We start from the raw sequence: 15,557 nt of genomic DNA on the forward strand, positions 1-15,557 counted from the left end.
TTCCGGGCTTTTGGGGGGCTCGCAGCCTTTGCTGCGGCATCCCCCTGGATTTTTCTTTTGGAACGTTTTTGAACGGGTTTCCGGGCCTCGTGGCGCTAAAACGGAGCGGCATCCGGTTCTGTATCTGCAGGAGCAGCGGCGGGGCCGGTTGTCGTCGCCTGTTTGGTCAGTGAGGCGGGCAGCTCGCCGAGGCCGGTGCGGCCTTCGCCGCCCAGGGCCTCGATCAGGTCCGGGAGCATGCGAGACAACTCGCCCGTGGAGATGGCCACATCGGTATCGAAGCCCCCGTCGTCTTGGGACTGTCCGTCCATAACCGCATCCAGCAGCGTGACGCCATGCAGCTGCAGGTTGTCGTTGAGCACAAAGCTCACGCGGTCGTCCCAGGTCATGGCCAACTTGGTCGGCAGCTTGCCGTGCTCGATGTGCTCGCGTACCTCGTCGATATCCAGGGGATGGCGTGCATAGCGCACCACGGCCTTGGACTCGTCAGCAGCGACCAGCTCGCACTGGCGGTCAATCGAAAAGCCCGCAGGTGGTTCCTGCGTGACCAGCCAGTGGGCCATGGCTGCCTGTGGACTGGTTTGCGTGTCCACCAAGGCCAGCGCAAAGCCTGGCAGGCCCTCAACCAGGAGCGACACGACTTCATCGGCACGGCCTTGCGCGCTGGTATCGAGCAACAGCAAGCGGGCCTGGGGGTCGATCCAGACCCACATCGCGCCCTGTTTGGTGAATGCCATGGGCAGCAGATCCAGCTTGGCCTCGTCCTTGAGTTCGCGCTTTTCCTTCTTGCCGGGCTTGCGGCCCGCGGTCTTTTCGATGTGCTCGGCCTTCTCGTTGACCTTGCGGTTGAGCACGCTGGCGGGAATCAGCTTGGCTTCAGTCATGAAGCGCAGCATCCACTGACCAGCGACGGACTCGGCCAGTAGACCATGCTGCTCGCCCCGAGGTGGCACCCAGCCGACCGAGCGCTCCTGGGTTGCGCCACACTCGGCAAACGGGGTCTTTTGCAGAGCAGCCTCAAGCACCTGCAGATCGGGCACCCAGGTGGGGGAGATGCGGTAAGCGATGGCGTTTTTGATCATTCCACGGCCTCCAGCTCAACATCGTCAAAGCCGACGCTATCGGCAGCAACCTGGATGACATAGATCCCAAGCTCCTCGGCTTTGGGCCAGCCTTCGCCATAGCTATCAATGACTTCCTGGGCAGTGCGAAGGCCAGCCACAACGGATTGTTTGGAAAAGTCCCAGCCGCCTTGTTCCATTGCGAGGGAAATAGTCCGTGCACCGAACATACGGATGACGACGCGCACCACGTCCTCGTCCTCTTTCCGAAGGCGGTAGCTGGCATCGCTCCAGAAATCATTGATCTCCTTTGCCAGCTCGGGCGTCAAGAGGTCATGGTCAACCTGCAGGGTGACCTCAGCATCGTTAAACCAGGACGCCTTCACTGTGTACGTTTTGAGATTGCTCATTTGACCTCCTTGGAGAACGTCACGCCGTCGCGCGGTTTGCGCTTGTTGATCTGCTTCAGCCAACGGTCAAGAGCCTCAAGTCCCGCGAGCTGATTGGCGGCTTCTGGCACACCCGGAACCAGCAGCTTTCCTCTGTTTTCGCCGTATCCGTGACGCGCATGCACGCCTACTTCACCTTTGATGGCGTACTGTGGCCCGCGTGCTATCTCGATGGCGTCTGAGCTGGGCAGCTCATTGCCGATTTCAATGAGGCCTGATGCCCAGCACCAGGCAACTTGCGGCGTCATGTCGTAGAAGCTGCGAGCGCCACATTTGGGGCAAGTGGACTCAGTGGCATCGGCAAATCGCTTGCTGGGCACATCCACGCGATCAGCCTTCGTGTGCTGATTGCGGCAGCGGCAGCATTTCATTGGAGTGTTGAGGATGTTCATAAGGCCGCCATATCCAGGTTGATGGCGTCATAGCTGCCCGAAGCGTTGCGTTTGTAGAAGCGGATATAGGGCTTGGTGCTGGCCACGGTGATGCTGTCGCTGATGGCCTGCATGGCCAGGAGCCAGTCTTCGTCCTTGATGTCGATCTTGCGCAGGCCCAACACACGGCCGGTGTTGATTTTTCCTTCCTTGTCGGTCTGAAACGCATGGGTGACCAGAGCCTTGATGTTGTCATCGGAGTTCTTGGCCCAACGGATAACGCAGCGGTCGATCAGCTCCTTCGCGGCCTGCAGCTGCTCGCCGAAGGTAAGGTGATCGGCCATTTGGCGCACGATCTTGTATTCGCCGTCATAGGTGGGCAACGTGACGTTCCCCTTGTCGCCTCCGGTTTTGACGCCGTATTTCTCCATGCTGGTCGTGACCAGTGCAGCCACGTCCTGCATGGAGTCCAGCTTGAACTTGCTCAGGCCTTGGGAGTGCTCTTCGGCCATCTTGCAGAGATCACGCACGACCTGGTCGCGCAGCTTGTCGATATCGGTCACGCGGGATTCGGGCACGAGGTCGCCGCGGGCGTTTTTCCAGTAGCCGGGGGGGATGGTGTTTTCAGTGGTCATGATGGGCACCTGTCAGTGGGTGGTTTGAAATTGCGAGGAGCCTGGGATACCTTGCAGAAGCTCTCCGGCGTATGCGGCCATGCCGATGGAGAGGTCGCCCTGCGCATCCAGGGGCAGCTGCTTGGCCACATAGCGATGCACTTCCATCGCGGCCTGCAGGACGACACCCGTAGAAACTCGTCGCCCATGAAGGAGCGCCAGGAACTCGCGGGCCAGTGCCAGGGATTCCAGCTCGAATTCCTGGCGTGCCATCTCGGGTGCTGTGTGTGCTGTGCTCATGTCCGGGTCTCCTATCAGCAGCGCAGGCCACGGCTCTCGACGCTCTGGAAGTCATGTGCGCCAGGGCGTGTGGGTGTGGATGCGGCGGGCTCCCAAACGGGGGCGCGCATGCGGTCATAGCGGGCGGGCTCCACCACGCCCTCGGCGCGTTGGGGCGCAGTGGCGACCGCACGCTTGCGAGCCTTGGTGCGGCGGCTATCGCCGGGCATGCCGGGGTACTGGCGAGGGGTGAGGTTGAGCTTTTGCATCTCAGTAGCCCTCCATAGCGGTTATGGCTCCGACAGTGGCCAGGACGCCACCGATCAGCACGCCCGTCAGAAAAATCAGAATTCCAATTCCGATGCTCATAGCGGCCAGACTCCAAAGTTGTATTTGATGTAGCCCAGGGCCATGGCACCTGCTGCACCGATTCCGAAGATGCAGCAAGCGACCAGCAGTACCAGGGCGAAGCGCTCGAAGCGGCTGGGCGCGCGTTGATGGCACTCCATTTCGATGGGGATATGGCGGCGCATCAGACGGGTTCCTTCTTGCAGGCCTGCATGGGCGTGATGTGGATGCTGCTGGCCGTCGGCCATTTCTGGTTCGCGTATGCGAAGGCATCCGTCATGTTGAGAAAATCCAGGATCACCACGCTGGGCTTGCGCCCAGCGCATTGGGTGACCGTGATGCAGTAGGTGTGCATGTCGAACCTCCATCACATTGCGGCAATGACGTCACGATTGACCACGGGGGCGCCGATCTCTGCAGCTGCGTTGAGTGCAGCCACCATCCAGTTGTTGACGTTGAGCGGGTACAGCAGGCTGACGTGGTCCTTGCCTGCGTTCACCGTGAGGCGGCTGCGCAGCTCGTCGACGCCATCCACGGTGATCAGCTCGTCCAGCTTGCGGTTGCAGGCCTCGGCGCGAACCTTGAGATAACCAGCCAGGTCGGAGCCCAGGGGGCGCAGGCGAACGATCTCGGTGCGCTGCATCACTTCGCGCACGTCGTGGCGATTGAGCTTGTCTTCCAGCTCGGGGTGGCCCATGAGCAGGATGCCCAGCATGGGGCGGCGGCCCAGGCGCATCTTTTCGTGCAGGCGCTTCAGATGGTTGAGCGTGGGGATGGGCAGCGCGTGGGCCTCCTCGATCACCAGCAGATGGCTGCGGCCCGAGGTGGTGGACTCTTCCAGCAATGACTGCACCTGGCGCGAGCGCTTTTCTTTGCCGCGCGCCACCGTGGCCTTGGCGTTCAGGGTGTAGATGATGGCGGCGTGGATATCCGCCGAGCGCATCGTCTCGCCCTTGTTGTCGGTGTCCTCCATACCCTCGACGCTGGGCTCGACGAGCACCACAGGCTTGTGCTGGCGGGTGATCTTTTCCTTCAGATCGCCCAGCAGCGTGGACTTGCCCGCGCCGGATTCGCCAATGACGGCCACCATGCGGCCGCCCAGCGCTGCCTGCCAAGCAGCCTCCTGCACAAAGCGAATCTCGCCGTTGACGAACATTTCTTCGTCGCGGGTGACTTCGGAGGCAAAGGGGTCAGTGAACAGGCTAAAGGCCTTGCGGGCGTTTTCAGTCAGGGATTGCTTGGGTAGTAGCATTACATCCTCCTCGGGGTTCTTGAGTGGTTTCGGTTCTTCGGGGACGGCCTCGGTCGCTCCAACGACCGGGGCCAACTTTTTGGACAAGGGCGGCAGCGCCGCCTCGGCCTGGTCTTGTGTGGCGCCACGCCTGACCAGGAATGCCCAAATACGGTTGCGCAGTGCGCGTGCGTCGAACTTGGGCCAGATGCCCTGGTTCACGATGCGATTCAGGCCGGCCGCGCTGATGCGGCACTCGCGGCTGATGGCCCGCTGGCTCAGACCCAGGGTCTGGGACAGCTCTGCAAAGATGGTTTGAGTGCTCATCGGGTGCCTCCCACAGCACGCAGGCCGGTGGTGCCTGGTGCGGTGTTCTGCTGATCGCGGCGGGCCGAGATCATCTGTTTGACAACGTCTTCGGGCACGCCTGCAGCGCCATAGCGCTCGGTGAGCCAGGCATAGGTGCCAGCGTCGTACAGCTCGCCCAAGGCCTGCTTGATGCGTTTGCAGGCCTCGGCCACGGACAGGCGTGCGGCCTCCACGCTGGGCGCAGCAGCTTCATGGGCAGTGCCAGGGCGCTGCATGTAGGTGGGCAGGCTGGCTGCCTTGGCCTTGATATCTGCCAGGGGGTCGAACTGGCCCAGATAGGGAGCAACCTTGTCGCGCTGGGCTGCTTCCACCTCGGCGGCTGTTGCGGCCTTGCCGTCCTTGGCGTAGGCCTGCGCATCGACCGCCTGGCGCAGCTGCTGCGCCGGGGTCGTAGGCATGGACTTGAACTCCTTGCCAGCCACGGGGGCCGATGCGTCATAGCCCATAAAGCCCTTGGCTGTGGGCTCCACCTGGTGCCAGACGATCTCGCCGGTTTCGCGGTCTGTCACACCCACGCGCACATTGGGTGCGTCAAAGGGGTTGACCGTCACGAACACCTTGTCGCCTGCCGACAGGCCAGGCACATAGCGCAGGTCATAGTCCTGGCTGCCCTGGCCTTTGAGGGCGTATGTGACACGCATGTCACTGGTGACCGTGCGAGTCTTCGCCATGCTGGCGGGCAGCGCGCGCATGATCTCCATGGATGGAGCCAAGCGCAGATGCTGGGAGCCGATGGTGGCCCAGGCCGCATACCGCGTCATACCGTGGCGGCTGTGCTTTCGCGTGCCGTTGTACGCATGCATCCACAGTTCGGCCAGGGCATTCAGCCGTGCCACGGTGATGCTTTCGGGGTCGAGGAAGCGCAGGCGGGATTCCAGGCCCCGTTCAACCAGGTTCTGCGCGTTCTCAACCAGACCCGTCGCCCGGCTGTTGCGAGGCTTGTGGTGCTGCAGGTCGATCTCCATGGCGCGGCAGAAGTTGGCGAACGGGCCTGACTTGAACGCGCTGCCCTGGTCGGTATAGAGCATGTAGGGCACGCCGTGGAAAGGCATGGGCTGCCCTCCGACATCCTGGCGCTGTGTCATCAGCCACATCAGGAAGTCGAGCGCGTTCTCGGTGGTTTCGCCGCCCAGGTAAAAGCGCGTTCCAATAGCGCCGCTCGCGTGCTCAGCGCCCACATAGCGCACCAGCAGGTCGTTCATGACCCGTGTGTAGTTGTGCAGCTTGTTCTTGTAGTGCACGCCGTCCTCTTCCAGCAGCACCAGCTCGCCCTTGGGCGTCTTGTAGAGCACGCACACCGAGGCGTCGATCTGCCACATCGCATTGATGTGCTCGGTGCGCATGCGGGTGGACGGCGCCGGGCGGCTGATCTGCTCGGGATGCATGCCGCGCTCACGCAGCAGACGGTTCACATGACTGGCGGTCAGGCGTGTGTCGAGTTTGCCCCCATCGAACAGCATGTCGATGGCGTCCTGGCAGGACAGCATCCATTTGCCTGCGCGACGGTCATGCGTCATCGTGCCGCTGATGAGCAGCAGATCGGAGTCGCTGATCGCAGACTGGCCCGCATCGCTGCGGCGCTTGCGGCTCTCACTCAGGCCCAGATCGCGCGAGGCCTTGGAGATCAAGGTGGTAGTACGCTGCACCGAGAGGTTCAGCACATTGGCAGCTCGTTGCACGATGGGGCCGGTCTGGCCCCATGGAGCCTCGGCGCATTCGCGCGCTGCCTGGTTGATGACTTCCATGCGGATGGCATCCATGGCGTGGCCTTATTGCTCTGCCGCGTCACGTTCGGCCTGGCGCTGTTCCATAGCGGCCAAGGCCTCGGGCGACATCCAGGACGGTTGCAGGCGCTCTTCCAAGTCAACCGAGATGTTGAACTCGGCAGCGATATCGACCAGTTGCTGGCAAAGGTATTCCACGCCCTGACGAGCGGCCAACTGGATGGCATCGCGCTCGCTGCCAATGATTGCGGCATCTGCAGCCTTGAAGAGACGGCGCAAACCGTGCTGGGATGCAGCAGTGGCTTCTTGGATTTCATCCAGTAGCAGTTCTTCGTCAGCTGTGCGCGCCTCGCTGCCTGGGCGTGGCTTGAAAGCCCGGGCGGTCTTCTCTTCGAGGCTGGTGATGCGCTCGCTGTTGCTAGCCAGGACGCGGTCCTTGGCTTCGATGGTTTCCTGCTGCTCCTGCACCTGGGCGCTCAAGGCTTCTTTTTCCTTGGCATGCTTGGCGATGATTTCCTCGGCCAGCTCGACAAAGCTCTCCTTGTCGCCGGCCTGGGCCACTTCAATCAGGGCCAGCTTCTGGTCTTCGGGCAGCTTGCGGTACTGGCGCAGCTCGCGGTAGCCGATGCCCATGCGCTGCATGGAATCCAGGGCTTCCTCGCCAAACGAATGCAAGTTGGCAATATCTTGGTTGGCCTTTTCGTCGGAGATGCCGAGTAGCCCGCAGAATTCGACCCAGGTGCCCTTCAACTCCAAACCGTTTGGAGCCACCATTCCGCTAAGTTGTTGATATAGCTTGTTCTCCTTCACATAGGCCAGCTTTGAGACTCCAAACGTTTGGAGCAGGTTGCCTGCAGCTTGGAAGGCTTGGGCTTGACCCAAGAGCTGATTGAGCAGGTCCCGGCCCTGTCCGTAGTTCTTCTGCAGAGCGGCCATCTGGTCGGCCGCCGCCACCGCGCTGCTAATGGCTTCGTGATCGGCGTTTGCAGCCACGGGGGCTGCTGCTGCGAGGGTTTTGCGTCCTGCTTGTGTCATTTCGACTCCTTGAGATGGGTTTCGGGTCAGGTGCGGCTGAAGCGCTGCACGACGTCATTGATGTTTTGCTGGCCTGCCTGGATGCCTGCCGCGTGCTTTAGGGAGATCTGCACGACGTGGGGGCTCAGGCGCCAGCGTTCCTGGTCGGGTGTGCGCTCAGCCCAGCCTGCTGTGCGCAGGTTGTCTAGGTCTCGGGTGATCACCGTCCCCGAACAGTTCAGGGCGCGGGCGATTGCTGTAGGGGCTAGGCCTTGCAGTTCATGCCCAGCAAGCAGGTCAATGAGCTGCAGCAGGCGCTGCTGGGCAGCGTTTGTGTAATCAGTAGTTCGTGTCATATTCACGCGAAATAGTGTGAAAATGCGTTAATCGTTTACGGGCAGGCCCAGCTTGATGCGGACCTCTCGGCCCTCACCGAAATTGCCGTGGCGCAGGCCTCGCACAACGTCAGAAACAGTGCGGTAGCTGAAACCATGCATGGAGGCGAAGGCCTTGAGCGTTAAGCCTTGCTCTGTACGCAGACGGTGTTTGATCTGGTTAGCGGTTGGTTGCGTGGTGGATTGAGTCATCAGCTCGTCCCTTTCTCATTTCGCAGTTATTCCGTGTGTGTCGCTGTTGATGTAGGTGATTCTAGTGTCCATTTGGACACCCAGCAACAAGAAATGTGCTCATATGGACATTGGAAATAGATTGCGCGAAGAGCGGGAGCGCCTGGGGATGACCCAGGAGGTATTTGGTGGCGTTGGAGGCGTGCTCAAACGGGCACTGATTCGCTATGAAACAGGGGAGAGAGTCCCCGATGCGAGCTTCCTGGCTGGGGTAGCTTCAGCAGGTGCTGACGTCCTGTACATCGTCACGGGACAACGCACACCAAAGCCGCCAGAGCAGGACGACACACCAGACCCAGCAGAGCAAGTGCTCTTGAATAGCTATCGCAGCTGCACACCAGAAGCGCGCGTCAATCTCATCCAGACAGCTGCACTGCTATCTGCTGGCCTGGGCGCGAGCAAGCCAACGAAGGCCTCACACACAGCAAGCAATGTGCGTGTTGGCGATCAAACAAGCACACACGATGGATCGGTTCAAGTGGGCTATGCAGGTGGCAATGTCCGCGTAAAAAAATCCTGAACGAAGCGCGATGAATTGAGGGGACAAGACAGATGTGGAAGGTGATTTTGAGCCTGCTACGCCGTTGGGGGCTGGTAGGTCGTAAGCCTGACGTTGGGCAGACAACAATTTCGACCAATGACAGCGAATTGGGTCCAGAGGTACCAAATCAGTCCATAGACGCAGGATCAGGGAACCTACAAGTAGGCATTGCGCATGGAGATGTGGTGAGCCATGTCAATCACCACACCCAGCACATCAGCCACATCACAATCATCCAGGCCCCTTCAGGCCCTCCGTCCCCCGTAGATCCAATCAAGCCAACATCGTCAGAGCAATCTGCTGTTCTGCGCCGGATGGATCAACTACGCAGCAGGATTACCGTGCTCAATTTCATGGAGCGAGAGTTCGGTACAAGAATGGTGATTCACCTTAGGCCGGACCAACTCAATCGAGTTCATCTCTACCTGGATGCCGTCATGCGCAATCCAGAGGCAATCAAGAGCGAGCGTCAAACTAAGAAGCGGGCCTAAAGGGAGCGGGGAAACAATGACAATTAATTCGATGCAGTCTGCTATTTCTGCTGTGTTTGCAGCTGTTGCCTTAACTGCTTGCGGGTCTTCCGATGAAAATTTCATCTGGACAGCTGAAAAGAACATCGCACGAAAACTGAAAGACCCAGATTCCGCAAAGTTCGGGAAGACTTTTATTGTGCGTAAGCCTGCCGATTCCAGTGGCATTTCTGAGGTCGCCGCGTGCGGAACTATCGACGGAAAAAATAGCTTTGGGGCCTATACAGGCGGCACTCGCTTTGTAGTCAGAGGGCTGCAAGGTAATGGCCTACTCGACATCTCCATCATGGAATTGGATGACCCCACAGAAAGCAAACCTACGACTTTTGAGAAGGTCTATTGGAATGCCTATTGCTTGAAGTAGTCGCAAGCCCATATGGATTTATTAGGGAGACAAACTGCATGAGTGATGTTGTCTGGGTTGCGCTTATCAGTGCTGGCGGCGTGATTGTGGCTTCTCTTATGACACAGCTATTGGTGATGAGAAACGCTGCAAAGCAGGCTGAGCGTGCAATGCAGCAGGAGGCACTGCAATGGCAGCGAAATGAGGCCATCAGATTGCAGAAGGAGGCCGAGAAAAACCTCCAGGATTTCTGGCGAGCGATTGTTGAAACTCAAGATCGCCTACTGGACGGCATAAATTCCAAGCCCAACTTTGACAAGTTTTCTGAGGGGTCAATATCGACTGCTGCGACGCGGGCATATGCAATTGCACTCGTGCTGATTCCGAACTTGCGAGAACTCTCCCACGATTACTGCGTGGCCTGCGCAACCGTCGACAACGCAATTCATGATGACCAGAAGCACGCCAGCGAGAAAGTGGTACTTGAGTGGCGACGAGCCTATGACCTGGTGGAAGCAGCCGTGATCCAGGAGGCAGCTCATATCGCTCGAAAAAGTACTGAGGAATCAGCTCCAACTCTCAATAAGTAAAGCGCTTTACTCAACTCAAAAGCGGCCTGCGCGGCATTCTGCCGTGCATGAAATCCCCAACACCACACACCACAGTCCCTCTGGCGCAAGGGGGGCTGTATGGCACTTGATATTCGAGTCGGCATTGTTGGCCTTGTGCTTTCAGCGTCCGGCCTGGTCTACATAGCCCAGCGTGAGGGCTACCGAGAAGACGCGTATCCAGATCCGGCCCTTGGCACCAAGGTGCCGACCATCGGCTATGGGACAACTGGAGGCGTCAAGATGGGCGACAAGATAACGCCCGACCGCGCACTGGTTCGGCTTCGTGCTGATGCCAATGAAAAAGAGATAGCTCTTCGGCGCTGCCTCGGCGACATCAAGCTGCTCCAGCGCGAATGGGATGCTTACGTGGGCCTGGCCTACAACACAGGCGTCACGCCGGTCTGCTTCAACAACGACCGCACGGGCCCCAGCACCATCAAGCAGCGCCTGCAGGCCGAGAACTATGCCGGGGCCTGTGAAGCCATCTTGCTTTACGACCGCGCCGGCCCCGTCAACAAGCCGAGCGACCGGTGTAGCCATCCTGACAACCGCACCTGCAGGGGCGTCTGGACAGACCGCAAGGCGCTGCGTGCGATGTGCCTTGGGGAGCCCATGCCATGAAGGGCCGCATTCTGCTCGCCATCCTCATCACGTTGGCTGCCGTGTTCGGTGCGCGTGCGTGGAACTCCCACCTGGTTGCACAAGGCGACGCCCAAGGCGCCAAGCGTGTGCAGCAGGCCTGGGACCAGGCCGAAGCCAAGCGCCAAGTCGCTGAGTCGGCGGCCAGCGCAAAGGCTGCACTCCAACGGGCTGCAGACGAAACAGCGGCCCGTGTCGCTGAGCAATCCAAGCAGAAGGAAACGGAAAGGATCGCCCATGAACAGGCTCAACGTGAGCAGGCTTCGCGCGCTGCTCTTGACACTGCCACTTCTCGCAATCGCAGCTTGCTCACCACTATCGCCCAGCTCAACGCAAATGCAGCCGCTGCAAAGCTGTCCGGCCCCGGCTCGCAATCCTGCTCCACCGCCGACGTTGATGGAGCCACCGCCGCCCGCAATGCACTCGGGGAGTGCAGCAGCAGATACACAGCGCTGGGAGGCATCGCTGACAAGCTCTCCGGCCAGGTAACTGGCCTGCAGGACTACATCCGTTTCGTGTCCACGCAAAAGGAGCTGGCCGATGGTTATTGAGATGACGCTGGCCAACGTGATCACAGTTGCGGCCTTGTTTATTGCATCGTTGTGGGCACTGGTGAAGGTGATCAGCGGTCAACAGGAGCGCCGGCTTTCGGATCGGTTCGATGAGCTGGGCCGGTCGATGCAAACCATCGTCAAAGCCCAGGAGAACAACGCCAGTGCCACGCAGGAGCTGGAGAGAGAGCTGATGAAGTGGAAGGCGGATCTACCGCTGCAGTACGTGCGGCGCGATGACTACATCCGCAACCAGACAGTGATTGAAGCCAAGCTGGACGCGATGGCATCCATGCTCGGTACCGCGCCAAAGAGAGGAAACCAGAATCATGCAGATTGATCACGCAAAGGTACGCCGCGAATCCATGCGCTGGCTGATTTTGCTCACGCTCAACAATGCCCGGCCGATGGGTGCACAGGAAGGTCCGATCTTGTCGGTGGCCCAGTCCCTGTATCCCGATGCCAGCCCGCTGGAGCTGCGCCGCGAGTTGGACTACCTGCATGACCGCGAGCTGGTCAAGGTGGACCGTGCGCCCAATGGTGTTTGGCATGCTGAGCTGACCCGGTACGGTGTCGATGTGGCCGAGTACACCGTGGACTGCGAGCCTGGCATCGCTCGCCCTCAGAAGTACTGGTAAGCCATGGCCCGCAAAAGCAGCATCGACCGGCTAGACCCGGAGATCAAGGCATACATCACGGCAATGCTGGCAACCGGCAGCATGACGCTGGACGAGCTGATCAAGGATCTGCAGGGGCGCTTCCCAGCTGCAGCAGGTGCTGGTGAATTGCCCAGCCGCTCGGCTGTTGGTCGCTTCGGCCAGAAGCTGGAGCGCCGTCTGGAAGCCATCCGAGCCAGCACCGAAGCCGCACGACTGATTCAAGAGCATGCCGGCGACGATGAAGATGCTCGCAGCGGTGCGCTCACTGCATTGGTTCAAACCGAGCTGTTTGAGTACATCATGCAGTTGCAGGATGCCAGCGAACAGGATGTGGACCCGGTCAAGCGAGTCGAGCTACTCTCCAAAGCGGCCAAGAACATTGCCACGCTCACGCGCTCCAGTGTGAGCCTGAAGAAGTTTCAGAGCGAGGTGCGTGATCGTGCCGAAGCAGCTGCAGCCAACGTCGAGAAGATCGCCAAGAAAGGCGGCCTCTCGGCCGAATCGGTGGAGCAGCTGCGCCGCGAGATCCTGGGGATCGCCGCATGACCTCCGTTCCCTTTGTGACGCCCAACACGGCCACCAGCGCGGTGCCTGCGGCCCTGATGGGCTACCAGCAGCGATGGGTGGCTGATCCATCGCCCTTGAAGGTGATCGAGAAGTCCCGCCGAACAGGTTTGACCTGGGGTGAGGCTTCGGACAACGTGCTATCGGCCGCATCAGCGCGCAGCGCGGGCGGCCAGAACGTCTACTACATCGCCTACAACCAGGACATGACCATCGAGTACATCCAGGCCTGCGCGATGTGGGCTCGGGTGTTCAACTACGCGGCCGGGGAGATTGAGGAAGGCATGTGGGATGGCGAGGACGAAGCCGACCGCAATATCAAGACCTACACCATCAAGTTCCCCGCATCCGGCTTTCGCATCGTTGCCTTGTCCAGCCGGCCGTCCAACCTGCGCGGGCGTCAAGGCACCATCGTGATTGACGAGGCAGCGTTCCACGACCAGTTGGCCGAGTTGCTCAAGGCAGCTCTGGCCATGCTGATCTGGGGCGGCAAGGTTCGCGTGATCAGCACGCACAACGGCACGGACAACCCGTTCAACGAACTGGTGACCGATATCCGCGCGGGCCGTCGCAAGGGAACGGTGCATCGCATCACGTTCCAGGAGGCCGTGGCCGAAGGGCTGTACAAGCGCGTGTGCATGCGCTTGGGCAAGGTCTGGAAGGCCGAGGACGAAGCCGAATGGATGGCGGGGGTCTATGCCTTCTACGGCGATGGCGCCTCGGAAGAGCTGGATTGCATCCCCGCTAACAGCAGCGGCTCATGGCTGACGCGCGCTTTGATCGAATCGCGCATGTCCAAGGACACGCAGGTGCTGCGCTGGGAGTGCAAGCCCGGCTTCGAGGTGCTGCCAGAGCACATTCGCATAGCCGATTGCCGTGATTGGCTGCAGGCGCAGATGGCGCCCATTCTGGAGGCCTTGCCGCAGGATGTGCTCAGCTTCGACGGTGAGGACTTCGGGCGCACGGGCGACTTGTCGGTGCATGTGCCACTCATCCAATACCCCAACCTGGTGCGTCGCCCGCCATTCACGGTGGAGCTGCGCAACGTGCCATTCAAGCAGCAGGAGCAGGTGGCTTTCTATCTGCTGGATCGACTGCCACGCTTCAGCGGCGGCTCATTCGATGCCCGAGGCAATGGCCAGTACCTGGCCGAAGTTGCAATGCAGCGCTACGGCGTGGATCGCATCCACCAGGTCATGCTTTCCGAGACTTGGTACCGGGAGAACATGCCCCCTCTGAAGGCTGCGCTTGAAGACGGCACGCTCGATGGGCTGCCCATGGATGCAGACACCCTGGCGGACTTGCGCCTGGTCCAGGTGATCCGTGGTGTGCCGCGGATTCCCGATGTCCGCAGCACCGGCACTGACAAGGGCAAGCGACATGGTGACGTAGCCGTGGCTGCTGCTTTGGCTTGGCACGCATCTCGCAACGCAGGCGCCCCGATGGAGTTCACCAGCAGTGGACCTATTCAGGATGCCTATGAAATGAATGGATTCCTCTATGGCTAAAAACCGCCGTACTCAGCCGAGCCGGCCAGCGCCGGACCTGAGCAACTATGTGACGCGCCAGGAGCTGGAGACAGAAATTGCCAGCCGCCTGGTTGATCCCTTTGAGTCCAGCTACATGGGCGTGCTGCGCACCAATGACCCGCTGTTGCTGGAGCGTGGCCAGGGCAGTATCGAGATCTACCGCGACCTAAAACGCGACGGCAAGGTGTTCTCTTCGCTGCAAAAGCGGCAGTTGGCCCTTGTCGGCTATGACTGGACCGTGACGCCCATCACGTCGTCCACAAAGGCGGATGAAGATGCCAAGACGATGCATGACATCCTGGATGGCTGCGGCTTCGACAACTTGTGCAAGCAATTGATGGATGCGTTGCTCACCGGTATGGAAGTTGTCGAGATCATCTGGACGGTGTCGGATGGTATGTGGGTACCCAAGCGCTTTGCCCAGCGGGCCCAGCGGCGCTTTACCTTTATCCAGGACACCGCTGATCGCCCCCCTGAACTGCGCATGCTGACACGCGAGGACATGCTGCGCGGCCGTGCGCTGCCAGAGCGCAAATTCATCGTGCATCGGGTCAATCCGCAGGACGACAACCCATATGGCATGGGCCTGGGCCTGCAAACCTACTGGCCGGTGTTCTTCAAGCGCGCCGGCATCGTGGCCTGGAACAAGCGCCTGGCCCGCACTGGCTCACCGATGCCTTGGGGCAAATATCCCAACGGTGCCGGTCCCAAGGAAAAGGACACACTGTTTCGGGCGCTGCGTGCCATGAGCAACGACGGCGTGCTGATGACGCCACAGGGCATGGATATCTCGCTGCTGGAAAGCAAGATGGCAGGCAGTGGCAGCATCAGCTCCGAACGTGAGCTGGCCGAGTACATGGACGACTGGATTGCGGCCGTCTGGACCGGCGAGTCCCCGCGCGGCAAGGCTGGTGGCGCAGTAGCCGCTGCTGCGAAGGAACGCGAGACAGTGCGCCTGGGCCTGACCAAGGGCGACAGCGATCTGCTGACAGAAACGCTGAAGGAGCAGCTGCTCGACCACATCTGCTATTTCAATGGGCTGGAGCCCTGCAAGGTGTATCGCCAGATCAAAGCCGATGAGGACACAAAGGCGCAGTCGGAAACCGATAAGAATGTGGCGGATCTTGGTTTCGAGCCCTCCGAGGCATACATCAAGGAACGCTATGGCGATGGCTGGACCAAGAAGCAAAGCGTGCCTGCTTCAGGTCCGGCAGCGCCCAACGTCAGCCCCGTGGGCCCCAGCTTTGCCGAAGCCAGCGGCGTGCAGGGCCAGGACGCCATCGACCAGGCGCTGGCATCCATCGGCGATGCCGAGCTGCAGGACGCCATGCGCGGCCTGCTGGAGCCGCTTTTTGAGGCCATCGAGGCGACTGATAACTTTGAGGATGCCCTGGCCGTGGTGCAGAAGGCCTTTCCGAAGATGGACAGCGCCAAGCTGCAATCGCTGGTCGCCTCGGCGATCTTTGGCGGGCAGGCCTACGGCCGCGCCGTCGAGGCATAGGGA

At 60.4% G+C, this 15,557-nt stretch carries 24 protein-coding genes; 11 read left to right on the forward strand and 13 right to left on the reverse strand.

Going from position 1 to position 15,557, the window contains the following annotated elements; translation table 11 throughout:
- Positions 1–95 precede the first annotated feature (95 nt).
- From CTR2_RS10065 to CTR2_RS10125, 13 genes are all read right to left on the reverse strand, one after another.
- On the reverse strand, positions 96–1,082 hold the full coding sequence (locus tag CTR2_RS10065; protein ID WP_087084198.1) for a recombination-associated protein RdgC: 987 nt from the start codon (positions 1,080–1,082) through the stop codon (positions 96–98).
- Positions 1,079–1,471, reverse strand: coding sequence for a DUF2528 family protein (locus CTR2_RS10070; RefSeq protein ID WP_087084197.1), 393 nt, complete (start codon positions 1,469–1,471; stop codon positions 1,079–1,081). The genes CTR2_RS10065 and CTR2_RS10070 overlap by 4 nt, the downstream gene beginning before the upstream one ends.
- A complete protein-coding gene (locus tag CTR2_RS10075; RefSeq protein ID WP_087084196.1) occupies positions 1,468–1,902 on the reverse strand; it encodes a hypothetical protein in 435 nt (144 codons plus the stop codon). The genes CTR2_RS10070 and CTR2_RS10075 overlap by 4 nt, the downstream gene beginning before the upstream one ends.
- The gene (locus tag CTR2_RS10080) at positions 1,899–2,516 is read right to left on the reverse strand and encodes a DUF3164 family protein (protein WP_087084660.1); all 618 of its coding nucleotides are present in this window, start codon (positions 2,514–2,516) and stop codon (positions 1,899–1,901) included. Before CTR2_RS10080 ends, CTR2_RS10075 begins: the two co-directional genes overlap by 4 nt.
- Positions 2,517–2,528: 12 nt before the next feature.
- A complete protein-coding gene (locus CTR2_RS10085; protein ID WP_087084195.1) occupies positions 2,529–2,795 on the reverse strand; it encodes a hypothetical protein in 267 nt (88 codons plus the stop codon).
- A gap of 14 nt (positions 2,796–2,809) precedes the next feature.
- Complete coding sequence (locus CTR2_RS10090) at positions 2,810–3,043, reverse strand: hypothetical protein (RefSeq protein ID WP_087084194.1); 234 nt, start codon at positions 3,041–3,043, stop codon at positions 2,810–2,812.
- Positions 3,044–3,139: 96 nt separating this feature from the next.
- On the reverse strand, positions 3,140–3,307 hold the full coding sequence (locus CTR2_RS10095; protein WP_176391678.1) for a hypothetical protein: 168 nt from the start codon (positions 3,305–3,307) through the stop codon (positions 3,140–3,142).
- Positions 3,307–3,477, reverse strand: coding sequence for a hypothetical protein (locus CTR2_RS10100; RefSeq protein ID WP_176391677.1), 171 nt, complete (start codon positions 3,475–3,477; stop codon positions 3,307–3,309). Before CTR2_RS10100 ends, CTR2_RS10095 begins: the two co-directional genes overlap by 1 nt.
- 12 nt (positions 3,478–3,489) lie before the next feature.
- Positions 3,490–4,680, reverse strand: coding sequence for an ExeA family protein (locus CTR2_RS10105; RefSeq protein ID WP_087084193.1), 1,191 nt, complete (start codon positions 4,678–4,680; stop codon positions 3,490–3,492).
- Entirely contained in the window at positions 4,677–6,482 is a 1,806-nt protein-coding gene (locus CTR2_RS10110; RefSeq protein ID WP_087084192.1) for a DDE-type integrase/transposase/recombinase, read from the reverse strand. The genes CTR2_RS10105 and CTR2_RS10110 overlap by 4 nt, the downstream gene beginning before the upstream one ends.
- A gap of 9 nt (positions 6,483–6,491) precedes the next feature.
- Entirely contained in the window at positions 6,492–7,481 is a 990-nt protein-coding gene (locus CTR2_RS10115) for a hypothetical protein (RefSeq protein ID WP_176391676.1), read from the reverse strand.
- A gap of 26 nt (positions 7,482–7,507) precedes the next feature.
- The gene (locus CTR2_RS10120; RefSeq protein WP_140401060.1) at positions 7,508–7,816 is read right to left on the reverse strand and encodes an IclR family transcriptional regulator; all 309 of its coding nucleotides are present in this window, start codon (positions 7,814–7,816) and stop codon (positions 7,508–7,510) included.
- Between the two features lie 27 nt (positions 7,817–7,843).
- On the reverse strand, positions 7,844–8,047 hold the full coding sequence (locus CTR2_RS10125; RefSeq protein WP_087084191.1) for a helix-turn-helix domain-containing protein: 204 nt from the start codon (positions 8,045–8,047) through the stop codon (positions 7,844–7,846).
- A 103-nt stretch (positions 8,048–8,150) separates the two neighbouring features.
- On the opposite strand from CTR2_RS10125, the gene CTR2_RS10130 reads away from it, so the two are divergent.
- The 11 genes from CTR2_RS10130 to CTR2_RS10180 all read left to right on the forward strand — a co-directional run bounded on the left by CTR2_RS10130 (position 8,151) and on the right by CTR2_RS10180 (position 15,554).
- A complete protein-coding gene (locus CTR2_RS10130; RefSeq protein ID WP_140401059.1) occupies positions 8,151–8,606 on the forward strand; it encodes a helix-turn-helix domain-containing protein in 456 nt (151 codons plus the stop codon).
- Between the two features lie 32 nt (positions 8,607–8,638).
- Positions 8,639–9,118, forward strand: a complete 480-nt coding sequence (locus CTR2_RS10135) for a hypothetical protein (RefSeq protein ID WP_140401058.1) — start codon at positions 8,639–8,641, stop codon at positions 9,116–9,118.
- A 16-nt stretch (positions 9,119–9,134) separates the two neighbouring features.
- Positions 9,135–9,521 carry a hypothetical protein gene (locus CTR2_RS10140; RefSeq protein ID WP_140401057.1) on the forward strand — a complete coding sequence of 129 codons (387 nt, stop codon included), beginning with the start codon at positions 9,135–9,137 and terminating at the stop codon, positions 9,519–9,521.
- 38 nt (positions 9,522–9,559) lie between these two features.
- Entirely contained in the window at positions 9,560–10,090 is a 531-nt protein-coding gene (locus CTR2_RS10145) for a hypothetical protein (protein WP_087084189.1), read from the forward strand.
- 99 nt (positions 10,091–10,189) lie between these two features.
- Positions 10,190–10,732, forward strand: a complete 543-nt coding sequence (locus tag CTR2_RS10150; RefSeq protein ID WP_087084188.1) for a lysozyme — start codon at positions 10,190–10,192, stop codon at positions 10,730–10,732.
- The gene (locus CTR2_RS10155; protein WP_087084187.1) at positions 10,729–11,301 is read left to right on the forward strand and encodes a DUF2514 domain-containing protein; all 573 of its coding nucleotides are present in this window, start codon (positions 10,729–10,731) and stop codon (positions 11,299–11,301) included. Before CTR2_RS10150 ends, CTR2_RS10155 begins: the two co-directional genes overlap by 4 nt.
- Positions 11,291–11,641 carry a hypothetical protein gene (locus CTR2_RS10160; protein WP_087084186.1) on the forward strand — a complete coding sequence of 117 codons (351 nt, stop codon included), beginning with the start codon at positions 11,291–11,293 and terminating at the stop codon, positions 11,639–11,641. Before CTR2_RS10155 ends, CTR2_RS10160 begins: the two co-directional genes overlap by 11 nt.
- Entirely contained in the window at positions 11,631–11,939 is a 309-nt protein-coding gene (locus CTR2_RS10165; RefSeq protein ID WP_087084185.1) for a hypothetical protein, read from the forward strand. The genes CTR2_RS10160 and CTR2_RS10165 overlap by 11 nt, the downstream gene beginning before the upstream one ends.
- A gap of 3 nt (positions 11,940–11,942) precedes the next feature.
- Positions 11,943–12,506, forward strand: coding sequence for a DUF3486 family protein (locus tag CTR2_RS10170; protein ID WP_087084184.1), 564 nt, complete (start codon positions 11,943–11,945; stop codon positions 12,504–12,506).
- Positions 12,503–14,032 (forward strand): hypothetical protein, encoded by a 1,530-nt coding sequence (locus CTR2_RS10175; RefSeq protein ID WP_217896244.1) that lies wholly within the window; start codon positions 12,503–12,505, stop codon positions 14,030–14,032. The genes CTR2_RS10170 and CTR2_RS10175 overlap by 4 nt, the downstream gene beginning before the upstream one ends.
- The gene (locus CTR2_RS10180; protein WP_254913394.1) at positions 14,025–15,554 is read left to right on the forward strand and encodes a DUF935 domain-containing protein; all 1,530 of its coding nucleotides are present in this window, start codon (positions 14,025–14,027) and stop codon (positions 15,552–15,554) included. The genes CTR2_RS10175 and CTR2_RS10180 overlap by 8 nt, the downstream gene beginning before the upstream one ends.
- The last annotated feature ends 3 nt before the right edge of the window (positions 15,555–15,557 follow it).

This window comes from Comamonas thiooxydans (assembly GCF_002157685.2).
Taxonomy (GTDB): domain Bacteria; phylum Pseudomonadota; class Gammaproteobacteria; order Burkholderiales; family Burkholderiaceae_C; genus Comamonas; species Comamonas testosteroni_H.